Below are 18,989 nucleotides of genomic sequence, written 5' to 3' on the forward strand. Positions count from 1 at the left end.
CACCCGACAGGTCCGTATTCAGGGAGCCGTCCGCTCAGGCGGTCGCCTGCGCCGCCTCGTTGATCAGGCGCGCGACATCACCGGGATGCGAGACACTGACCGCGTGGGAGGCGTTGAGGCTCACGAACGTGGCCTTCGCACGCTCAGCCATGAAGGTCTGCGCCTGCGGCGGAATGTTCCGGTCCTCGGTGGCCACGATTACCCACGCCGGAAGGTCCTTCCACGCAGGGGCTGAGGCACCCTCTGCCAGCGCGGCGTCGGTCACGGGACGTTGGGTGGCGGCCATGACCGCCGCCGTCTCGTCGGGAACGTCGGCGGCGAACTGGTCATGGAACTTGCTCTGCTCGATATAGAGATCCGCGACCTGCCTGCCGTCGGGCAGCGTGACCGGCACCGGGCGCAGCGTCTCTCCGAGAGTGCTGCCGGGGAACTTGCCCGACAGGGTGACCGCGCTCTCCCCCTCGTCGGGCAGGAAGGCCGCGACGTAGACGAGCGCCTTGACGTTGTTCAGTCCCGTCGCGGCGTTGCTGATGACCGACCCGCCGTAGGAGTGGCCGACGAGGACGACCGGGCCGTCGATGGAGGCTACGAGTTGCCTGACGTGATCGGCGTCTCCGGCCAGTCCGCGCAGCGGGTTGCTGGCGGCCACCACCGGATAGTCGTGGGACTGGAGCCTCTCGACGACGCCGTTCCAGCTGGAGGAGTCCGCGAAGGCGCCGTGGACGAGGACGATGGTTGGTTTCAGTGCACTCACGAGAGTGGCCTTTCCTTTGCTGGTGCGGCATGCGCGGCGCACCTGGGCTGCCGCGGGGGCGTCACCGCCCGACGGGTGTCAGTTGGTTCCCAGGGCCTTGCGCAGAACGTGGATGGCCTGCTCGATCGCCGCGCTCGAGGCCTGGGTTCCGCGGACCGTGTTCAGCATCATGAAGTCGTGCAGGCTGGCGTTGTAGCGGATGCTCGTCGTCGGCACGCCGGCCTGGATGAGCTTGCGGGCGTACGCTTCGCCCTCGTCACGCAGTACGTCGTTCTCGTCGACGATGACGAGCGCCGGCGGCAGACCCTGGAGGTCTTCCAGTGTGGCGCGCAGGGGTGACGCGGTGATCTGGGCGCGCTCGGCCGGGTCGGTGGTGTAGGCGTCCCAGAACCATTCCATGGCCTTCGCCGTCAGGTGCGGTCCATGGGCGAAGGTCTTGTAGCTCTCGGTGTCCTGGGCCGCGTCGGTGACGGGGTAGTACAGCGACTGGTGCAGGAAGGTCACGTCACCGCGCTGCTTGGCCATGTGGGTGAGGGCCGCGGTCATGTTGCCGCCGACGGAGTCACCGGCGACGACGAGGCGGGACCCGTCGAGGGATTCCTCGCTCCCCTTCGTGGTGATCCACTGGGCGGTGGCGTAGGCCTGCTCGATGGCGACGGGGTACTTCGCCTCAGGTGAACGGTCGTATTCGACGAACACCAGGGCCGCCTTCGCCCCCACTGCCAGCTCGCGCACCAGACGGTCGTGTGTACCGGCGTTGCCCAGAATCCAGCCGCCGCCGTGCACGTAGAGGATCACGGGCAGCACGCCGCTACTGCCGACAGGCTTGACGATGCGCACCCTCACGTCACCCACGTGGGCGGGGACAGTGATCCACTTCTCGTCCACGTCAAGCTTCTCGATGGGCTGGGCCTGCACGTCATCGAGCAGCTTGCGGGCACCGTCGACGCCGAGCTCGTACAGCAGCGGCGGTTTGGCGGTCGCGTCGGCGAACTCCTGCGCAGCGGGCTCGAGAATGATGTCACTCACGGTGTGCTCCTTCAGAGATGGTGGAGTTTCACAGGACTTCCACACCATCAGACCGGGCCAGGAGCCGATGTGTGACACACCAAGGAAAGAAAAGGGACCAAGGCGGGCGAATTACGGCGCGATTGTTCCGTGCACGGGCCTTACTCCGTCCACTGCACTGAAGTCCGGCCGGTGGCTGACCTCGCGGAGCCGGGCGTCGTCGGCGAACGCTGTCACAGATCGAGGGCGGTCCCGGTCAGTGCGTTGTAACGGTCCCACATCCGAGGAGATCCCGTCGTGGACGCACGTATCAACTACTTCGGCAACGCCCTTGCGGGCAAGGTCATGAAGCACCTGAACTCGGCCGCCAGTGTGGCGCACTCGGCACTTCCGGCAGCCACCGTGGAGCTGGTGAACATCCGTGCCAGCCAGATCAACGGCTGCGGTTTCTGCACCGACATGCACACCAAGGACGCCATCGCCGCGGGCGAGGACCAGCAGCGTCTGAACCTCGTGGCCGCGTGGCGTGAGGCCACCGTCTTCACCGACGCCGAGCGTGCGGCGCTGGAGCTGGCCGAGCAGGGCACCCGCACCGCGGACGCCGCGAACGGTGTGTCGGACGAGGCATGGGCGAACGCCTCGAAGCACTACGACGAGGACCAGCTCGCCGCGCTGATCTCTCTGATCGCTGTCATCAACGCCTACAACCGCATCAATGTCATCAACCAGCAGCCCGCGGGCGGTTACAAACCCGGCATGTTCGGCTGAGACGTCCGCTCGGGGCACACCGGGCACCCGCGGTCCGTCTCCTGGTCGTCCTGGTCCTCGACCAGGAGACGGACGGCGCGCCGAGCGGCCGCCGATGTCGCCCTGGTGCCCCGCGCGCCTGCGGCGAGCCGTGGCCATCCCCACTCGTACCGCAAACCAGAGGACTCACATGCCAGATCGCCACGCACTCGCCCGTCTGCGACGAGTCAGAACCGACGTGCTGGAGGTCGCCTACTACGAGACGGGTCCCGCGGACGGTGACACTGTGCTTCTCCTGCACGGTTTCCCCTACGACGTCCACAGCTACGTCGACGTCGCCCCGCTACTCACCGAGGACGGTTTCCGGGTCGTCGTCCCCTACTTGCGGGGACACGGGCCTACCGCGTTCCTGTCCGAAGCGTCCCCGCGTACGGGTCAGCAGGCCGCCCTGGGAGCCGACGTCATCGCGCTCATGGACGCTCTGGGAATCGAGCGGGCTTACGTTGCCGGATACGACTGGGGCGGACGCGCCGCCAACATCGCCGCGGCCCTGTGGCCCGAGCGGATCCTGGGGCTGGTCTCGGTCAACAGCTATCTCATCCAGGACATCGGCGCGGCGATGACCCCCGTGGCCCCCGAACTGGAGGCCGGGTTCTGGTACTTCTACTACTTCCTCACCGAGCGAGGCGAGGCTGGTCTGGCCGCCGACCCCACGGGTGTCGCCCGGGTCATCTGGAAGCGGAACTCCCCCCGATGGCCGTTCGAGGAAGAAGATCTGGAGCGGGCCGCGGAGGCCTTCCGGAATCCCGACTACACCGACGTCGTCATCCATTCGTACCGGCACCGGCTCGGCTTCGCGCCGGGCGCCGAGGCGTACGCGGACCTTGAGAGACGTCTCGCCGAGCTGCCCGCGATCACGGTTCCCACCGTCACCCTCGACGGCCTGGCGGACGGTAACTTCCCGGCGACGGACGGTTCGTCCAGCGCTCACCACTTCACCGGTCCCCGGTTGCACCGGCAGGTGCCGGACGCCGGTCACAATCTCCCGCAGGAACGCCCGGAGGCGTTCGCAGCCGCCGTGCGTGACGTGCGCGCCCTGCGGCAGGAACACGCCGGACGCGACGGCTTCGCCCACTGACGCCAGGACGCGACATGCCTTCATCTCCGTCTCCGGACGATCGGGGTCCCCTCCGTATCGCCAGTGCGCGCGGCCGGTGGACCCTGCTGGCCACCGTTCTTGGATCCAGCGTGGTCATGCTCGGCTCGACCGTCACCAACGTCGCGCTGCCGCACATCAGCGCCGACTTCGACTCGGACGGCGTCGCCTCTTCGTGATGGGCGTCGTGTGGTTCGCGGTGGCATCCCTGCTGTGCGGTCTGGCTCCCGACACCACCACGCTGATCACCGCCCGAGCACTGCAGGGCGTCGGCGGCGCCCTGATCACCCCCGGCTCACTGGCGATCATCGAGGCCTCGTTCCACCCGGACGACCGGCCCCGCGCGATCGGCCTGTGGTCGGGATTCGGCGGTATCGGCGCGGCCCTGGGACCGTTTCTGGGCGGTTGGCTGGTGGACGGCCCCGGCTGGCGCTGGACCTTCCTGCTCGGCGCTGTGCCGGCGCTCTTGTGCCTGCCCGTCGCGCTACGTCACGTCCCGGAGTCCGTGGGCACACCCCGGCAGGACAGTTTCGCGGACGGCGACGGTGGCAGAGGGCGGCTCGGCTTCGACATCCCCGGCGCCGTGCTGGGCGCGGTGACGCTCGCCCTGGCCACGTACGCACTGACCGAGGCGCGGGACGGCGGACCGGTGGTCTTGGCCGCGGCAGTAGGCAGCGCCGTGGCGGCCTTCGCGTTCCTTGTGGTGGAGGGACGCAGCAACGACCCGATGATGCCGTTGTCGATCTTCTCGTCCCGCCAGTTCCGCTCGGTCAACCTGATCACGCTGTGCGTGTACGCGGGCACGGGCGGGTTCTTCTTCCTGACCGCTCTGCAGTTGCAGATCGTCGTCGGGTACTCGGCGTTGGCAGCCGGCGCGGCCATGCTGCCCAACACGGTGCTGATGGTGCTGTTCTCGTCCCACTCCGGCATGCTCGCCCAACGGCTGGGGCCGCGGAGCCCCCTCACCGTCGGCCCGCTGGTGTGCGGGGCCGGCATGCTGATGATGCTGCGGGTCGGCCCCGGCACGTCCTACCTCCACGACGTCCTGCCCGCCCTGATGGTGATGGGCACCGGCATGGTCATCATGGTCGCCCCGCTGAGCGTCACCCTGCTGTCGTCGGTGGAGGCCACGAACGCCGGGCTGGCAAGCGGCATCAACAACGCCGCGGCCCGCGCCTCCGGCCTGGTCTCCGCGGCAGCGCTGCCGCTGCTGGTGGGGATGGGGCCGGACGCCTACCGATCAGGTGCCGCCTTCGACGCGTCGTTCAGCCGGGCCATGCCGCTGTGTGCGGGCCTGTTGGCCATCGGCGCGTTGGTGGCCTTCGGCACGCTGCGGCAGCCCGACACGGCCCGTCATCCACTGCGCGGGCGGGCGCACGGCTGGCTGATGGAGCCCCCGCTGGTGTCCCGGTTCGCCCACCACCACGTCGTCGACTGACGTCTCGTCCAGGGACGCCAGTGTCACATCGGTGGGTGCTCATCGGTCTCATTGTCGACAGGACTGCTGTTCAACGGCCCGCGCCGGCGCGTCACCGCGTGCCCGTCGCAGGAAAGGAATCGCGACATGTCGTACCCGTATCCGGAGCAGAAGTACTGGGGAGAGGACGGCGAGGTCAGCGCCGTCTACCGGCCTGCCACCACACCGCCGGCCATCGGCGAGAGCGGAACCGGCAAGGACGCCACCCACTATCTGGCGACCACTGACACCACGCGGGGTGAGTTCGGCCTGTACCGGGTGGAGATGAGGCCGAGGGCGGGCGGACCCAAGAAGCACTTCCACAAGCGGATCTCGGAGTCGTTCTACATCCTGGACGGCACGGTGCGTGTGTTCGACGGCGTGCAGTGGGTCGACACGCGCAAGGGCGATTTCCTGCATGTTCCCCAGGGCGGTCTGCACGCCTTCCGCAACGACTCCGACGCCCCGGCCGACATGCTGCTGCTGTTCACCCCGGGCGCACCGCGTGAGGAGTACTTCGAGCAGGTGTCGCAGCTGGCGCATGCCTCCGAGGAGGAGCGTGCCGCGTTCTTCGACAAGCACGACTCGTACTTCGTCGACTAGCAGCGTGATCAGCGGCCTCGATCCCGAGCCTCTCACAGAGGTTCTCGTTCGGGGTTCTTGAGGCCGTCACCCCCGAGGAACCGCCGCTCGAGGACCGCACCATTTGAACTGCTGACCGTCCCGGGCCGGCCCAGCCCAGTGATCACCGACTCGCAGACCCCCTTCGTCAGTGCCGTGCTCGCTGAGCGAAGGCTCCTCCGGAGCTCGGGCCCGAGCACGAGCACGACTTGAACCACCACAGGTGACCCAGTAGCTCAACGTGCGTTGCCCCCCCATCAGGGCGGCGGCACCCGTCGCCGCCCTGCTTGCCGGCCGGCCGTCTGTGCGGCACCGACCATTTCCGCAGTCGGCATTCCCCCTCTCCACGCCGCGACAGGAAGGCTGCCATGAGTGATCCGTCCCGGCCCACTGAGTCCTCTGCGATCAGTGAGCTCGACCAGATACCCGACCGTGACCGCGAGGAGACTGCCGAATGGCAGGCCTCCCTCGACGCTGTCGTGCGGAACGCCGGGCCGGAGCGGGCGGTGTACCTGATGCGACGGGTGCACGAGTTCGCGGCGCGGTCCGGGATGTCCCTGCCGGGGCTGCTGTCCTCGGACTACATCAACACCGTCCCGGCGTCCGCGCAGCCGGAGTTCGACGGGGACCTGGAGATGGAATCCAGGATCACCGCGCTCAACCGGTGGAACGCGGCGGCGATGGTCACCCGCGGCTCGCGTCTGGGACTGGGCGGCCACATCTCCACCTACGCGTCTGCGGCCTGGCTCTACGAGATCGGGTTCAACCACTTCTTCCGGGGCAAGGATTGTGACGGCTCGGGCGATCAGCTGTTCCTGCAGGGGCATGCCTCGCCGGGCATCTACGCCCGGGTCTTTCTCGAGGGGCGCCTGAGCACGGAGCAACTGAACGCTTTCCGCAGGGAGGCCGACGGCCACGGCCTGCCGTCCTACCCGCACCCGCGCCGACTGCCATGGCTGTGGGAGTTCCCGACGGTGTCCATGGGTCTGGGCCCGCTCGGCGCGATCTACCAGGCTCGGTTCAACCGTTACCTCCAGGCTCGCGGCATCAAGGACACCTCCGCCTTACGGGTGTGGGCGTTCCTGGGCGACGGGGAGATGGACGAGCCTGAGTCGGTCGCCGCGCTCACGCTGGCTTCCCGCGAGGGCCTGGACAATCTCACGTTCGTCGTCAACTGCAACCTGCAGCGTCTGGACGGGCCGGTCCGGTCAAATTCCAAGATCGTTCAGGAGTTGGAGGCCCGGTTCCGCGGCAGTGGCTGGAACGTGGTCAAGACCCTGTGGGGCGAGGCCTGGGACCCGCTGTTGCACCAGGACACCACCGGCGACCTGGTGCGGCGCCTGGGCGAGGTGCCCGACGCGCAGATGCAGACCTTCGCCGCACGGGACGCCGCCTACATCCGCAAGAACTTCTTCACCGGTGATGCTCTGTCCGCCGTCTCCGCCTCCCTGAGCGACGCCCAGGTCGTCGAGCTGTTCGAGAACTCCCGTGGCGGCCATGAGCCGTTGAAGGTGTACGCCGCCTACCGGGCCGCCGTGGAGCACCGGGGCGCGCCGACGGTGGTCCTCGCCCAGACGGTCAAGGGTCACACCCTCGGCTCGGCGATCGAATCCCGCAACGCCAACCACCAGATGAAGAAGCTCACGATGGAGCAGTTCCGCGAGATGCGCGACCTGCTGGAGCTTCCCATCCCCGACAGCGCGCTCGCCGGTGAGCAGGTCCCGTTCTGGCACCCGGGGGAGAACTCGCCCGAGGTGCGGTACCTGCACGAGCGGCGGGCGGCGCTGGGCGGCCCCCTCCCCGTTCGTCGGGTGATCGCCAAACCGCTGCCGGAACCGTCCGCCAAGCCCTTCGAGGCGCTGGAGAAGGGCTTCGGCCATCAGGAGGTCGCCACCACGATGGCGCTGGTCCGCCTGGTCAAGGACCTGATGCGCGACCAGCGGACCGGGGCGCGCTGGGTGCCGATCATCCCCGACGAGGCCCGTACGTTCGGGATGGAGTCGATGTTCCCCACGGCCGGGATCTACTCACCGTTGGGCCAGAACTACGACCCGGTCGACGCCGACCAACTGCTTTACTACAAGGAGAGCAAGACCGGGCAGCTGATCATCGAGGGCATCACCGAAGCGGGTTCCGTGGCCGAGTTCGCCGCCGCGGCGACTTCGTACGCCACGCACGGTGAGCCGATGATCCCGTTCTACATCTTCTACGCCATGTTCGGGTTCCAGCGCACCGGCGACCAGTTCTGGGCGCTCGGTGACCAGATGGGCCGCGGCTTCGTCGTCGGCGGCACCGCCGGACGCACCACCATGACCGGCGAGGGGCTGCAACACGGTGACGGGCACTCGCACTTGCTGGCCTCCACCAACCCGGCGGTGATCAGTTACGACCCGGCGTTCGCGTTCGAGATCGCGGTGATCGTCCGGGACGGTCTGCGCCGGATGTACGGCGAGCAGCCAGAGAACGTCTTCTACTACCTGACCGTGTACAACGAGCCCAAGCAGCAGCCGGCCATGCCGGCGCTACCGGGTATCGAGGAGGGCATCGTCCGGGGCATCTACCGATTCCGGCCCGCCGAGCCCACCGCGACTGGTCCCCGGCTCCAGTTGCTGTCCTCCGGTACGGCCATCCACTGGGCCCTCCGAGCGCAGGAACTCCTCGCCTCCGACTGGAACGTACACGCCGACGTGTGGTCGGTGACGTCCTGGACCGAGCTGCGCCGCGACGCGATGGACACCGACGCCGCCCGCATGCGCGGCGAGGAGCGCACTCCGTACGTCACCCGGGCGCTGGCCGGTGCGCCGGGCCCGGTGCTGGCCGTCAGCGACTGGATGCGGCAGGTACCCGACCAGATCAGCCAGTGGGTCGAGCAGGACTACTACTCCCTGGGCACCGACGGTTTCGGTCTCTCCGACACCCGTGCCGACGTGCGCCACCACTTCCAGGTGGACGCCGAGTCCATCGTGGTGACGGCGCTGTACCGGCTGGCCAGGACCGGGCAGGTCACCCCGGAGACCGTCGCACAGGCCCGCGCGCGCTACGGCCTCGACCAGTGAGCGGCGAGGTGCCGCAACCCGGACCTGCGTGACGCGGACCAAGGCTCCCTACTTCGGCGCCCAGTTGGAGGAGAAGACGCTGCTGCCCGGTCCGGACGCGCGCCTCGGCGAGACGCGATTTCACCGACTGGATCGCGCGGCAGGGGAAGTAGAGCCGGAGAACGGCCCGGGCGCGGGATCCGCTCCCGCGCGACTGGTCCGCACGACGGCCGGTACCGAGACACTTGTCCGGTACCGGCCGTTGCGGTGTGCCCATCCAGGTCGGAAGGGTCCTCCCCGACCTGTGACGGGGCCCGCTCGCGAAGGGCCGGCACCGGGCACACAGGGGATCGGGACGGACCGTCCGGTCCGTCCCGATCCCCTGACCGACATACGTAAGAGGCGTCAGCGCACCGAGTGCGCGGCGTCCTCGATGACATCGGTGACCCTTCCGGGCTGCGAGACGCTCACCGCGTGCGACGAGCGGACCTCCGTGGTGTGGGCGCCTGCCCGCTCGGCCATGAACTCCTGAGCCTTGGCCGGGATGTTGAGGTCCTGCGTGGCAACCAGGACCCAGGAGGGAATGGTCTTCCAGGCCGGCTCGGCCGCACCCTCGGCCAGGGCCGCGTTGGTGACAGGTCGCTGGGTGACGGCCATCAGGTCGGTCTTGTTACGGGGCACGTCGGCGGCGAACTGGTGACGGAACTTGTCGTTCTGGATGTAGAGGTCAGTGCCCTGGGAGCCGTCCACCTCGGTGAACGGTACGGAACGGAGGGCTTCGCCGAGGGTGCTGCCGGGGAACTTGCCCGACAGGTCGACCGCGCTCTCACCCTTCTCGGGGAGGAAGGCGGCGAGGTAGACCAGCGCTTTGACGTTCTTGTTGCCGGTGGCCGCGTTGCTGATGACGGAGCCGCCGTAGGAGTGCCCAGCCAGAACGATGGGACCGTCGATGCCCGCCAGGACGTCCTTCAGATAGGCGGAGTCGCCGCTCAGGGACCGCAGCGGGTTGGCGACCGCGATGACCGGATAACCGTCGTGGCGAAGCTTCTTGATGACGTCGTTCCAGCTGGTGGAGTCGGCGAAAGCGCCGTGGACCAGCACGACGGTGGGCTTGGGACTCTGTACGTGGACACCCTTGTCGGCGGAGGCGGGGGCGACCGTGGCGGCCAGCAGGCCCGCGGCGATGCTGGCCCCGGCGACAACGGTGAACGAGGTACGGGACCGGCGGGCGAGGGATGAGCGGAACATATGCAGACACCTTTCGAGGTTGCGCAGACGCGCCGACTTCCTGTGGAAGGAGCGCGGCGCTGATGGTCGACGGCCCACGACAGCCCACTGCTGAGGCGGGGCTGGAGCCGTGTAGGGCGGCGCGGTCAGCATCGTTGCTGCGACGCGGAAACCAGGCAGGAGGCCGGCAACGTGGACGTGCCGGGTGCCAACCGCCGGGCGGGGCGGCCGGTTGACTCGACAGTCCCACTTACCGCCTTTCGCCCTTATGACAGGACGCTCATCGAATGTGTGACATGTGCCCCTCGTCGCCGCGGGCTTGAGACCCAGCGCGTTCGCAGGCACTTTCCTCCCCCGCGTCACTGCCCGTGTCACATGGTCCATCCCTGTCCGGTCTGCACTGTCGAGAACAGCGTGACGACAATGTTGGACAAGACAGGTCGGGACAGCGCGCTCGGTCCACCGAGGCCGTTCCGGACGTCGGCCGAGGCGTCGCGGTGTTGGCGATGGACGGCCGTGTGAGAGGGAAGATGCCGTATGGACCAGGCCGATGACGCGGTGCCGATCGCTGAGCTGCTTGACGAGCGGCAGCATCTGCTGGCCGTCGCCTATTGGATGTTGGGCACAGGTCCTGATGCCGACGAAGTCGTTACCGAGACCTACCGGCGGTGGTACGGCCTGTCCGATCCGGAGAGGGCGCGGATCGCGGAGCCGCTCTCCTGGCTGGTGAGGACGGCGGGCGCCATCTGCCTGACGTGCCTGGCCCTGCCCGGGCGTCGAGGGCAGGGTGCGGCAGGAACAGCCGGCGACACGACGGTGAGGGCCTGTCCGTCTTTGGCGGACGAGGTCAGCGAGGTTCTGCTGAACGCGTTGGATTCCCTGTCCCCGGCCGAGCGGGCAGCGTTCGTCCTCAATGATGTTTTCCGGATGGCGCCCCAGGCGGTCGCCGAGATCGTGGGCCAGACGGAACGGGAATGTGCCGAACTCGCCGAACGGGCCCGTCGCACCCTGCGGACCAGGCGTTCGAGTCCCACCATGCCGCAGCAACACGACCGGATGGTCCGGGCGGTCCGTGAGGCCTGCGCCGCGGCGGACTCGGCCCTCCTGTCATCTCTGCTGGCCCCCGACGCCACGGCCTTCTTCGACGGCGGCGGCAAGGTGCGGGCTCTGGACCGGCCGGTCCACGGTGCCCTGAAGGTCGCCCGCAGCCTACTCACTCTGCTCTCCCACCGCCCCCGTATCGCACTGGACCTCCACTCCGTCAACGGCCAGACGGGGATCGTCGTGCGCTACGACGGCCAGGTCGCCGCCGTGATCAGCTTCGACATCGCCGACCACCACGTCGTCCAGGTCTGGGCCGTTCTGAACCCCGACAAACTGCGACTTTGGAACCGGCCGGATGCCTCTCCCGGTGTACCTCGGGTGAACTAGGAGCATCGTCACCATAGTGTGACCACTCTGTCGATGGCGACAGTGTGATGCCTGCCGGAGACAACAAACCATGGCGGATCTGTAACGAAACGAGGGTGTGCCCGGTCGAAGAGAAGACGCGACCTGGTGCCCGCCTTGTGGTGACACCGGACTCCGTGGCGGCCGGACCCTTCCCTGTGCGCGTGCAGCCAAAGCAACCGTGTCCGCTGCCCAGGGGACCGGACCGCCACACGGTGACCCAGCGAGTGCGCTATCGACAGCACCGGTCCTGAGAGGAACGGAGACAGAGGAACATGCATCTTGACAGGCCCTCCACTGTGAGCACGATGGACGAGGCCGTTTCTGTCTTCGTGGAGCTCCGCCCACGTCTTTTCGGTATCGCGTACCGCTTGCTGGGAAGCGCGGTGGAGTCCGAGGACGTGGTCCAGGAGGTGTGGCTGCGCTGGCAGAAGGCAGACCGTTCGGCGGTGGTAAGTCCCGTCGCGTTCCTGTCCAAGGCAACCACCCGGCTGGCCATCAACGTGGCCCAGTCCGCCCGTGTGCGGCGCGAGACCTACATCGGTCCATGGCTACCCGAGCCCATAGACACGAGCAATGACCCGGAGGTGGGCGCCCAGCGGGCAGAGGCCCTCGAACTGGCCCTGCTCCTCGTGCTGGGCAAGCTGAATCCGACCGAGCGGGCCGCCTACGTGCTGCGTGAGGCGTTCGACTACGCCTACGCCGATATCGCGGAGATACTCGGGCTCACCGTCGTCAACGTGCGCAAAATCGTGAGCCGCGCCCGCAAGCACCTGTCGGCCGACCACCAGGAGACCGTGGACGCGGCCGAGCACCGGCAGCTTCTCGCCACCTTCGTCTCAGCGGCGCGTACCGGGGACATCGCGTCCCTGGAGGCTCTTCTGACACCGGAAGCCGTCTCTCTGCCCTGCTGACAGTGACCAACGAGGCGTCGCTCAGACCTCTGCTGCCCCGACTCGCGGTCACCGTCCTCACCCGCATGAGTAACCGCGTGTCGAGCGCTGAGGCGGCCTTCGCGGTGTCACAAACCACCGCCGGACCTGGTCCTAGTCAGTGACCAGCCGGAGCGATGGGAGCAATCGTGGCTATCACCGAACAACGGCTTTCCACCATGGTGCTGGTGATCGGTACCGGCGGGGCCGGCCTCAGGGCGTCGATCGAGCCGGCCGAGGCCGGTGTCGCTGTCATGGCCGTCGGCAAACGCCCCACGGAGGACACCCACACATCCCTGGCCGCCGGTGGGATCAACGCGGCCCTGGCCACGATGGACCCCGAGGACAGCTGGCAGCAGCACGCCGCCGACACCCTCAAGGAGAGCTACCTCCTCGCCGATCCCCGCACCGCCGAGATCGTCATCCAGGGCGCCGCCCGGGGCATCGACGACCTGGAGCGCTACGGCATGGCCTTCGCCCGCGAGGAGGACGTCCGGATCTCGCAGCGCTTCTTCGGCGCACACAATGACCGAACACGCGGGCGTCGTCCGCGACGAAGAGGGCCTGCGCACCGGTCTGGCGGAACTGGACGTCATCGAGAAGCGCATGGAGAACGTCGGCGTCCACCCCGACATCGCCGGGTTCCAGGACCTCGCGCATGCCTTCGACCTCAAATCGGCCGCCCTGGCGGCCCTCGCCCCCCTCGAAGCGGCACCCGAACGCCAGGAAACCCGCGGCTGCCACAACCGCAGCGACTACCCCGACATGGATCCCGCCCTCCGCGTCAACCTCGTGTGGTCCCCGACCACAGGAATCACCCACGAAAGCCTTCCGCCCATCCCGAAGGAGATCACCTCGCTCATGGAGGACGTCTCCACCGACGGAAAGCTCGTTGAGTAGCGCACTGCGGGAGACCACACTGCTTCCCGCCCCGGACGCGCACATCGACCGCGCGGGGCTTGTCGTCCGCACCGCGACACGGCAGGCCCTTTCCGCAGTGGACAAAGCGGTCCCCGAGACGTCAACGCGCCTTGTCACCGCAGCAACCGTAGAGAAAGCCATTGACCATGCTCACAGAACGCGACCGAACCGCTTCCCCCGGGCCCGGCACATACGCGGCACTCACAGGTGCCTACACCATCGATCCGGCCCACACGACCGTCGGATTCTCCGTCCGGCACGCCATGATCTCCAACATTCGCGGCAGGTTCGACCGTTTCGAGGGCCTCCTCCTGCTGGACGGCTTTGACCCCTCCCGGTCAACGGCGTACGTGAGTGTCCAGACCGACAGCATCGACACGGGAATCCAGGAACGCGACGCGCACCTGAGAGGACCCGAGTTCTTCGACTCCGCGACGTTTCCCCTGATGGCCTTCCGCTCCACGGGAATCGTCCAGCGCGGCGACGACGAGTTCCGTCTCACCGGCAGCTTGCGCATCAAGGACGTCGAGCTGCCGCTGGACATCGATCTCGTCTTCGGTGGAGCCGCCGACGACGTCGACGGACAGCGCCGGGTCGGCTTCGAGGGCACGGCCATCCTGCGCCGTTCGGACTGGGGGCTCACCTGGAACACGACTCTGGAGGCAGGAGGCGTGCTCGTCGGTGACAAGGTGACTCTGGTCCTGGACATCTCGGCGGTACGGATCGATCAGGACGCGGCGGCGTGAAGGCGGTGAGGTCGTCGAGGGTGACAGTTCTTGTGTCCTCACCGCCCTCCAGTGTCTGGCACCGGCCGATGCTCGCCCGCCATGCCGGTGAGGAACACCGCACCGCCACCGCGCTGGAGTTGTTCTTCGACCTGTGTTTCGTCGCCGCCGTCGCCCAGGCCGCCTCGGCGTTCGAGCACGAAATCACTTCGGGCCGTCCTGGTCACGGCCTTCTCGGTTACGCACTCGTGTTCTTCGCGATCTGGTGGGCCTGGATGAACTTCACCTGGTTCGCCTCCGCCTACGACACGGACGACGTGCCGTATCGCCTCCTCACCCTGGTCCAGATCACCGGAGCCCTGGTCATGGCCGCAGGGGCCACCAAGGCCCTGGAGCACGGGGACTTCCAGATCATCACGTGGGGTTATGTCGTCATGCGGCTCGCCATGGTCAGCCAGTGGCTGCGCGCCGCGTGCACGGACCAGGAACGCCGGCGGTCGGCAGTGCGGTACGCCCTGGGCATCTCAGTCCTGGAGATAGGCTGGCTGGTCCGACTGGCCCTGCCCCACGACGGCGGTATCGCCTCGTTCGCCGTCCTCGCGGTCGGTGAACTCTCGGTTCCGGTCTGGGCCGAACGTGCCGTGGGCACCACCTGGCACCCGCACCACATAGCCGAGCGCTACGGGCTGTTCACCCTGATTGTGCTCGGCGAGTCCATCACCGCCGCAGCTCTTGCCGTCCGCAACGCCCTGGACACCCATGCGGAAGTCGGCTCCGTTCTGCTCATCGCACTGGGTGGCATCCTGACCGTCTTCGCCCTGTGGTGGCTGTACTTCGCCCAGGACGCACCGCGTCGCCTCAAAACCCAGACCACGGCCATGCTGTGGGGCTACGGGCACTACGCGGTGTTCGCCGCGGCAGCGGCCGTAGGGGCAGGACTAGCCGTCAACGTCGCCCATCTCACCGACCATGGCACTCTTACCGACGTCCAGGCCGCGGCCACGTACACGGTGCCCGTCGCCGTCTTCATCGCCTGCGTGTGGCTGCTGCACCGGCGGACCGTGCAACTGCCCGCCAAGGCCAACGTCCTTCCCCCGGTCGCGGCACTCGCCGTCCTCGCCACCACCTTCACGACGATCGCCGTACTGTGCACCGGCGTCATCGCGTCGCTTCTGATCGGTGCGTCCCTCGTCGTAGCCCATCGCGAAGCCCACGCGCCCTGAACTGTACCGCCACGCAGCTTCACACTTAGTGGCATTGCAGTGTGTTCCGTCAAACACTCTCCCAACTGACTTCCCATCCTGGGGGTCACCACAACCTTGCGCCCCGAAAGGCATCATCATGCGCAATATGCTGCGTGCAGCAGCTGTCGGTGCAGCGTGCACCACGCTTTCACTCACCTCCGCGGTCGCCCAGGCGACCCCCGGAGGTCCCGGCGTAACCGGCAAGGTCCTTGCCCAGAAGACCATTTGGGACCGGGACTACATCCTCCGAGAGGTCACCATTCCGCCCGGCCAGGGAACGGGCTGGCACTACCACGACGGCACGCTGTACGCGTACGTCAAGCAGGGAACGCTGAGCCACTTCGATGCCACGTGCGCATCCGACGGCGTCTACGACAAGGGCAGCTCCCTGAAGGAACCGTCGGGCGCGGACCACGTGCACCTGGGCCAGAACCGCGGCACGACGGACGTCGTCCTGGAAGTCCTCTACGTGCTGCCGCACGGCGCCCCGTTCGCCGAGGACGCCTCCAACCCCGGCTGCACGTTCCAGTAGCCCAGCGCGCCGCACCACGGCCGCGTCCTTCGTACGGACGCGGCCGATCGCCGGCAGCTGTCACAGCCGCTCCCGCTGCCCGGTCAATCGGGTGTCAGCAGCTTGCGGTGGCATCCATCCAAGCCCCGCAGCGAGGAGGAGGCAGCATGACAGGGACCCAGGACAGTCGATGCACTCGGGCGATCGCTGTAAGCCCGCCGACAGAGCTCCGGCACGAACCGAGGGAGGACGGGAAGATGCTCCGAGAAACCGACCGGCAAGCCAATCCCGCCGCCGCCACTGCGTCGCTGGCGGCGGAGGCCGCCCTGCTCGAGGGGCGGCTGAGCCAGCTCCGAGAGGCCATCCACACAGTGGATTCACGCATCGAGTCGATCTCCGAGACCCTCCGGCGGCTGCGCCACACGGCGTCCGGGGCCGATGACGGTGCGCATCGCTCGGGCGACACAGACGACGCCGGCCCCGGTCACTCGGCGACGCGCCACCACTGACGGACCGAGCAGACAGACGGAGCCGTGCCGTCCCGGATCGTCGTGGCACGTCATGCGAGCTGACGGGTCCGCCCGCTTTCGTCCCCGACCGGCGCCCATGAGGGGCTGCGCACCCGGACGTTCCCGAGCGAGCTGGATCGCCGAGCACCTGAGCAGGCGCGGGTCGAAACCGCGCCGGCTCGGTCTCGGACAGCCGGCACCAGGAACAGAACGGCTGGATTCAGTTCGTTGCCTCCTGAAGCACCCATCCGTTGCCGTCCGGGTCGCTGAATTCCGCATACGAGCAATAGCTGCGACGTTGCGGATCAGGGCCGCTGATCCGCCTCTCAAGCGTGCAGCGGTGGAATATCTCGCTCGTGTCGTGGAAGATCCCGCCCATCTCCACACCCCTGCCGAGGAGCTCTTCGTGGGCCTTCACGATGTCGGAAACGACGAGGTGGAGCCCCTGCGCCGAACCGGGAGTTGCAGTGGTGACCCCGACGCCGAAGAGAATCGAGCACGGCGAGCCAGAGGGTGTCATGTGCACCACCCGGTAGGTGTCATCGGTGACGTGATCGGCATCCAGGCGGAACCCCACCGCCTCGTAGAACGCTCTGGCCCGGTCGACGTCGGAGACGGGCAGAACCACAACTTCCAGCTTGAAATCCACTGTCGTCATCACTTTCACGGACGGAGGCTTGGCACCACCGGGTATCACGGTCAGAAACGGTGTGGTCATCTCGGATCACGGACAAGGGAAGGCGATCGGGACGTCGGCGGCTCGGGAGGGTCCTCCAGGAAGTCCGCAGCCGGCGCGAAGAACATGGAGCCTGTCACCGGGACGGAGAAGTCCAGTATGCGGTCGTGCGGCGCCGACTCCGTGCCCAGGAACATTCGCTCCAGCATCGTCTCCGTCACCTCGGGAGTGCGGGCGTAGCCGATGAAATACGTGCCGAACTCCGCACGGCCCACGGCGCCGAAGGGCATGTTGTCGCGCAGGATCTCGAGTTCTTTGCCGTCCGCGTCGGTGAGGCTGGTGAGGGCGACGTGTGAATCCGCAGGTTTGACGTTGTCAGCGAGCTCCACGTCGGACAGCTTTCGCCGGCCAATTGCTCTCTCCTGCGCCTCGACGGACAGTTCCTCCCACGCGTCGAGGTCGTGCAGGTACTTCTGCACGACGACGTAACTCCCGCCCGAGAAGGACGGATCCTCGTCGCCGACGACTACCGCCGAGTGCGCCGCGGGACCCGTCGGATTCTCCGTTCCGTCGACGAAGCCGAGCAGGTCGCGTTCGTCGAAGTACTTGAAGCCGTGCACCTCGTCCTGGACTGTCACTGCCTGACGCAGTCGGCTCATGATCTCCGTGGCAAGCGCGAAGCACAGGTCCAGACGGGAGGCGCGGATGTGGAAGAGCAGGTCGCCCGGGGTGGCGACGGCTCGGTGCACCGGGCCGTTCACTTCCCGGAAAGGATGGAGCCGGGCCGGACGCGTCCCGGAGAATAGGCGGCCCCAGGCGTGCGAACCGATGCCGGTGACACAACTCAATCTGCCGTCGGGCTGGGCACGGAATCCCACGGCCCGTTCCAGCGAGCCGATGTCCGACAGCAGCTCACGGACGGTGGTCTCGCCGCCGCTGTCGATCGTCACGACGAGAAAGATCGCCGCACTGGTCAGCGGGGACAGAACCATCTGAGGCACCGGTTCCGCGACGTCTCCGGTCATGAGCGTTTCCCTTCCACCCGCCGGCAGCGGCAGATGTGTCATCAACGCCAGTAGTCGTCCAGACGATCAGTCCGGGACGACTCGCGCTTCTCCTCGTGTGTCAACGGATGCGCGGTAGCGGCATGCTTGATCGCGTGGAAGGCGTCCTTGTCCAGGACACCTTTGGATCGCAGCTCTTCCAGTAGCAGGGCCAGCGCATTGGTGTTCGCGCACGCCTTCTCCATGGTCCGGTCGAGTTGTGGTTGGTTCACCAGAGCAAGAGGGTCTGGCGCCGCTTGTGACGTGTCCTCATCGGCGATCAGCACCAGGTGGTGACGACGCGCTCCTTCCCCGGCCCGCTGCCACACGCGGCGCCCGAAGCGCATAGGCAGAGGTTCGTCACTGATGCCTCGGCGGATGACGTCGAAGAACTCATGCGGCTTCCTGAGAAGCTCCTCCAGCCGCTCATCGTCCTCGTCGGACACCTCGGTGACGAACGTCGCCGTGATCGTCTCCTCGCTGACGTCCTCTCTGTACCTGGTCGGAACGAGACTGAGTCCTTCGATCTCGAGAGCGGAGACGCGGAGTTCCTCCACCTCCTGGATCTCCGCCTTGTAGATGTAGATCTCCGGTCTGCGTCCTTGGGAAACGGCGGTCCAGCCCTCCGACACGCGCCAGGTCGCGTCAGTGCCCTGAATATGCGGTCCATCGGCCGTGGAGGCCGCCTGGAGCTCGGCGTCCAATTCCTCGTGCCGTTCGTCCGGCACATGGAGCTCCAGCGCGAAGCGGCGCAGGGAACGGCCATTGTGGACGGAAACGACGGCAGGCAGCTCTGCGGCCGTGAGTTCGCGGACCGCGCCGAGCAGAGTGAGGTGCAGTGTCGTCATTGCCGATTCTCTTCCATGCCGGTCTCAAGGGTCTCTTCTCGAGGTCTCGGACGGCCGCAGTCACACGATCCGCTCGGAACACAACAGTGGTTTCCACACTATCACTGCATGGTATGTGTCAACCGGT

The 18,989-nt window shown here is 67.5% G+C and carries 15 protein-coding genes and 3 pseudogenes; 12 read left to right on the forward strand and 6 right to left on the reverse strand.

Annotated features, from left to right (window positions below; all coding sequences use genetic code 11):
* Positions 1-34: 34 nt before the first annotated feature.
* The gene (locus AQJ46_RS01080; protein WP_059203748.1) at positions 35-754 is read right to left on the reverse strand and encodes an alpha/beta fold hydrolase; all 720 of its coding nucleotides are present in this window, start codon (positions 752-754) and stop codon (positions 35-37) included.
* Between the two features lie 78 nt (positions 755-832).
* Positions 833-1,783 carry an alpha/beta hydrolase gene (locus AQJ46_RS01085; RefSeq protein ID WP_059203749.1) on the reverse strand — a complete coding sequence of 317 codons (951 nt, stop codon included), beginning with the start codon at positions 1,781-1,783 and terminating at the stop codon, positions 833-835.
* Between the two features lie 276 nt (positions 1,784-2,059).
* Between AQJ46_RS01085 and AQJ46_RS01090 the strand changes: the two genes are divergently transcribed.
* From AQJ46_RS01090 to aceE, 5 genes and pseudogenes are all read left to right on the forward strand, one after another.
* Entirely contained in the window at positions 2,060-2,530 is a 471-nt protein-coding gene (locus tag AQJ46_RS01090; RefSeq protein ID WP_059203750.1) for a carboxymuconolactone decarboxylase family protein, read from the forward strand.
* 169 nt (positions 2,531-2,699) lie between these two features.
* Positions 2,700-3,647, forward strand: a complete 948-nt coding sequence (locus AQJ46_RS01095; protein WP_059203751.1) for an alpha/beta fold hydrolase — start codon at positions 2,700-2,702, stop codon at positions 3,645-3,647.
* 14 nt (positions 3,648-3,661) lie between these two features.
* Positions 3,662-5,103 (forward strand): annotated as a pseudogene (locus tag AQJ46_RS01100) (MFS transporter).
* A 126-nt stretch (positions 5,104-5,229) separates the two neighbouring features.
* Positions 5,230-5,724 (forward strand): cupin domain-containing protein, encoded by a 495-nt coding sequence (locus AQJ46_RS01105; RefSeq protein ID WP_059203752.1) that lies wholly within the window; start codon positions 5,230-5,232, stop codon positions 5,722-5,724.
* A 386-nt stretch (positions 5,725-6,110) separates the two neighbouring features.
* A complete protein-coding gene (gene aceE / locus AQJ46_RS01110; protein WP_059203753.1) occupies positions 6,111-8,798 on the forward strand; it encodes a pyruvate dehydrogenase (acetyl-transferring), homodimeric type in 2,688 nt (895 codons plus the stop codon).
* A 384-nt stretch (positions 8,799-9,182) separates the two neighbouring features.
* Here aceE and AQJ46_RS01115 read toward each other — a convergent pair whose 3' ends face one another.
* Positions 9,183-10,025: an alpha/beta fold hydrolase gene (locus AQJ46_RS01115; protein WP_079072059.1), complete on the reverse strand. Its 843-nt coding sequence runs from the start codon at positions 10,023-10,025 to the stop codon at positions 9,183-9,185.
* A 516-nt stretch (positions 10,026-10,541) separates the two neighbouring features.
* Between AQJ46_RS01115 and AQJ46_RS01120 the strand changes: the two genes are divergently transcribed.
* From AQJ46_RS01120 to AQJ46_RS53990, 7 genes and pseudogenes are all read left to right on the forward strand, one after another.
* The gene (locus AQJ46_RS01120) at positions 10,542-11,435 is read left to right on the forward strand and encodes a sigma factor-like helix-turn-helix DNA-binding protein (protein WP_059203754.1); all 894 of its coding nucleotides are present in this window, start codon (positions 10,542-10,544) and stop codon (positions 11,433-11,435) included.
* Positions 11,436-11,728: 293 nt separating this feature from the next.
* A pseudogene (locus tag AQJ46_RS01125) lies at positions 11,729-12,358 on the forward strand (sigma-70 family RNA polymerase sigma factor); the annotation flags it as partial.
* Between the two features lie 206 nt (positions 12,359-12,564).
* Positions 12,565-13,285, forward strand: a pseudogene (locus AQJ46_RS51605) (FAD-binding protein).
* Positions 13,286-13,452: 167 nt separating this feature from the next.
* Positions 13,453-14,052, forward strand: a complete 600-nt coding sequence (locus tag AQJ46_RS01135; protein ID WP_059203756.1) for a YceI family protein — start codon at positions 13,453-13,455, stop codon at positions 14,050-14,052.
* 68 nt (positions 14,053-14,120) lie between these two features.
* Positions 14,121-15,254, forward strand: coding sequence for a low temperature requirement protein A (locus tag AQJ46_RS01140; protein ID WP_059203757.1), 1,134 nt, complete (start codon positions 14,121-14,123; stop codon positions 15,252-15,254).
* Between the two features lie 118 nt (positions 15,255-15,372).
* Positions 15,373-15,807, forward strand: a complete 435-nt coding sequence (locus tag AQJ46_RS01145) for a cupin domain-containing protein (protein ID WP_059203758.1) — start codon at positions 15,373-15,375, stop codon at positions 15,805-15,807.
* A gap of 236 nt (positions 15,808-16,043) precedes the next feature.
* Complete coding sequence (locus AQJ46_RS53990) at positions 16,044-16,295, forward strand: hypothetical protein (protein WP_159063975.1); 252 nt, start codon at positions 16,044-16,046, stop codon at positions 16,293-16,295.
* Positions 16,296-16,515: 220 nt separating this feature from the next.
* Here AQJ46_RS53990 and AQJ46_RS01155 read toward each other — a convergent pair whose 3' ends face one another.
* From AQJ46_RS01155 to AQJ46_RS01165, 3 genes are all read right to left on the reverse strand, one after another.
* Positions 16,516-16,944 carry a VOC family protein gene (locus AQJ46_RS01155; RefSeq protein WP_059204366.1) on the reverse strand — a complete coding sequence of 143 codons (429 nt, stop codon included), beginning with the start codon at positions 16,942-16,944 and terminating at the stop codon, positions 16,516-16,518.
* Positions 16,945-17,009: 65 nt separating this feature from the next.
* On the reverse strand, positions 17,010-17,996 hold the full coding sequence (locus AQJ46_RS01160; protein ID WP_059203759.1) for a Dyp-type peroxidase: 987 nt from the start codon (positions 17,994-17,996) through the stop codon (positions 17,010-17,012).
* Between the two features lie 41 nt (positions 17,997-18,037).
* A complete protein-coding gene (locus tag AQJ46_RS01165; protein ID WP_059203760.1) occupies positions 18,038-18,862 on the reverse strand; it encodes a hypothetical protein in 825 nt (274 codons plus the stop codon).
* Positions 18,863-18,989 lie beyond the last annotated feature (127 nt).

This window comes from Streptomyces canus (assembly GCF_001514145.1).
Classification (GTDB): domain Bacteria; phylum Actinomycetota; class Actinomycetes; order Streptomycetales; family Streptomycetaceae; genus Streptomyces; species Streptomyces canus.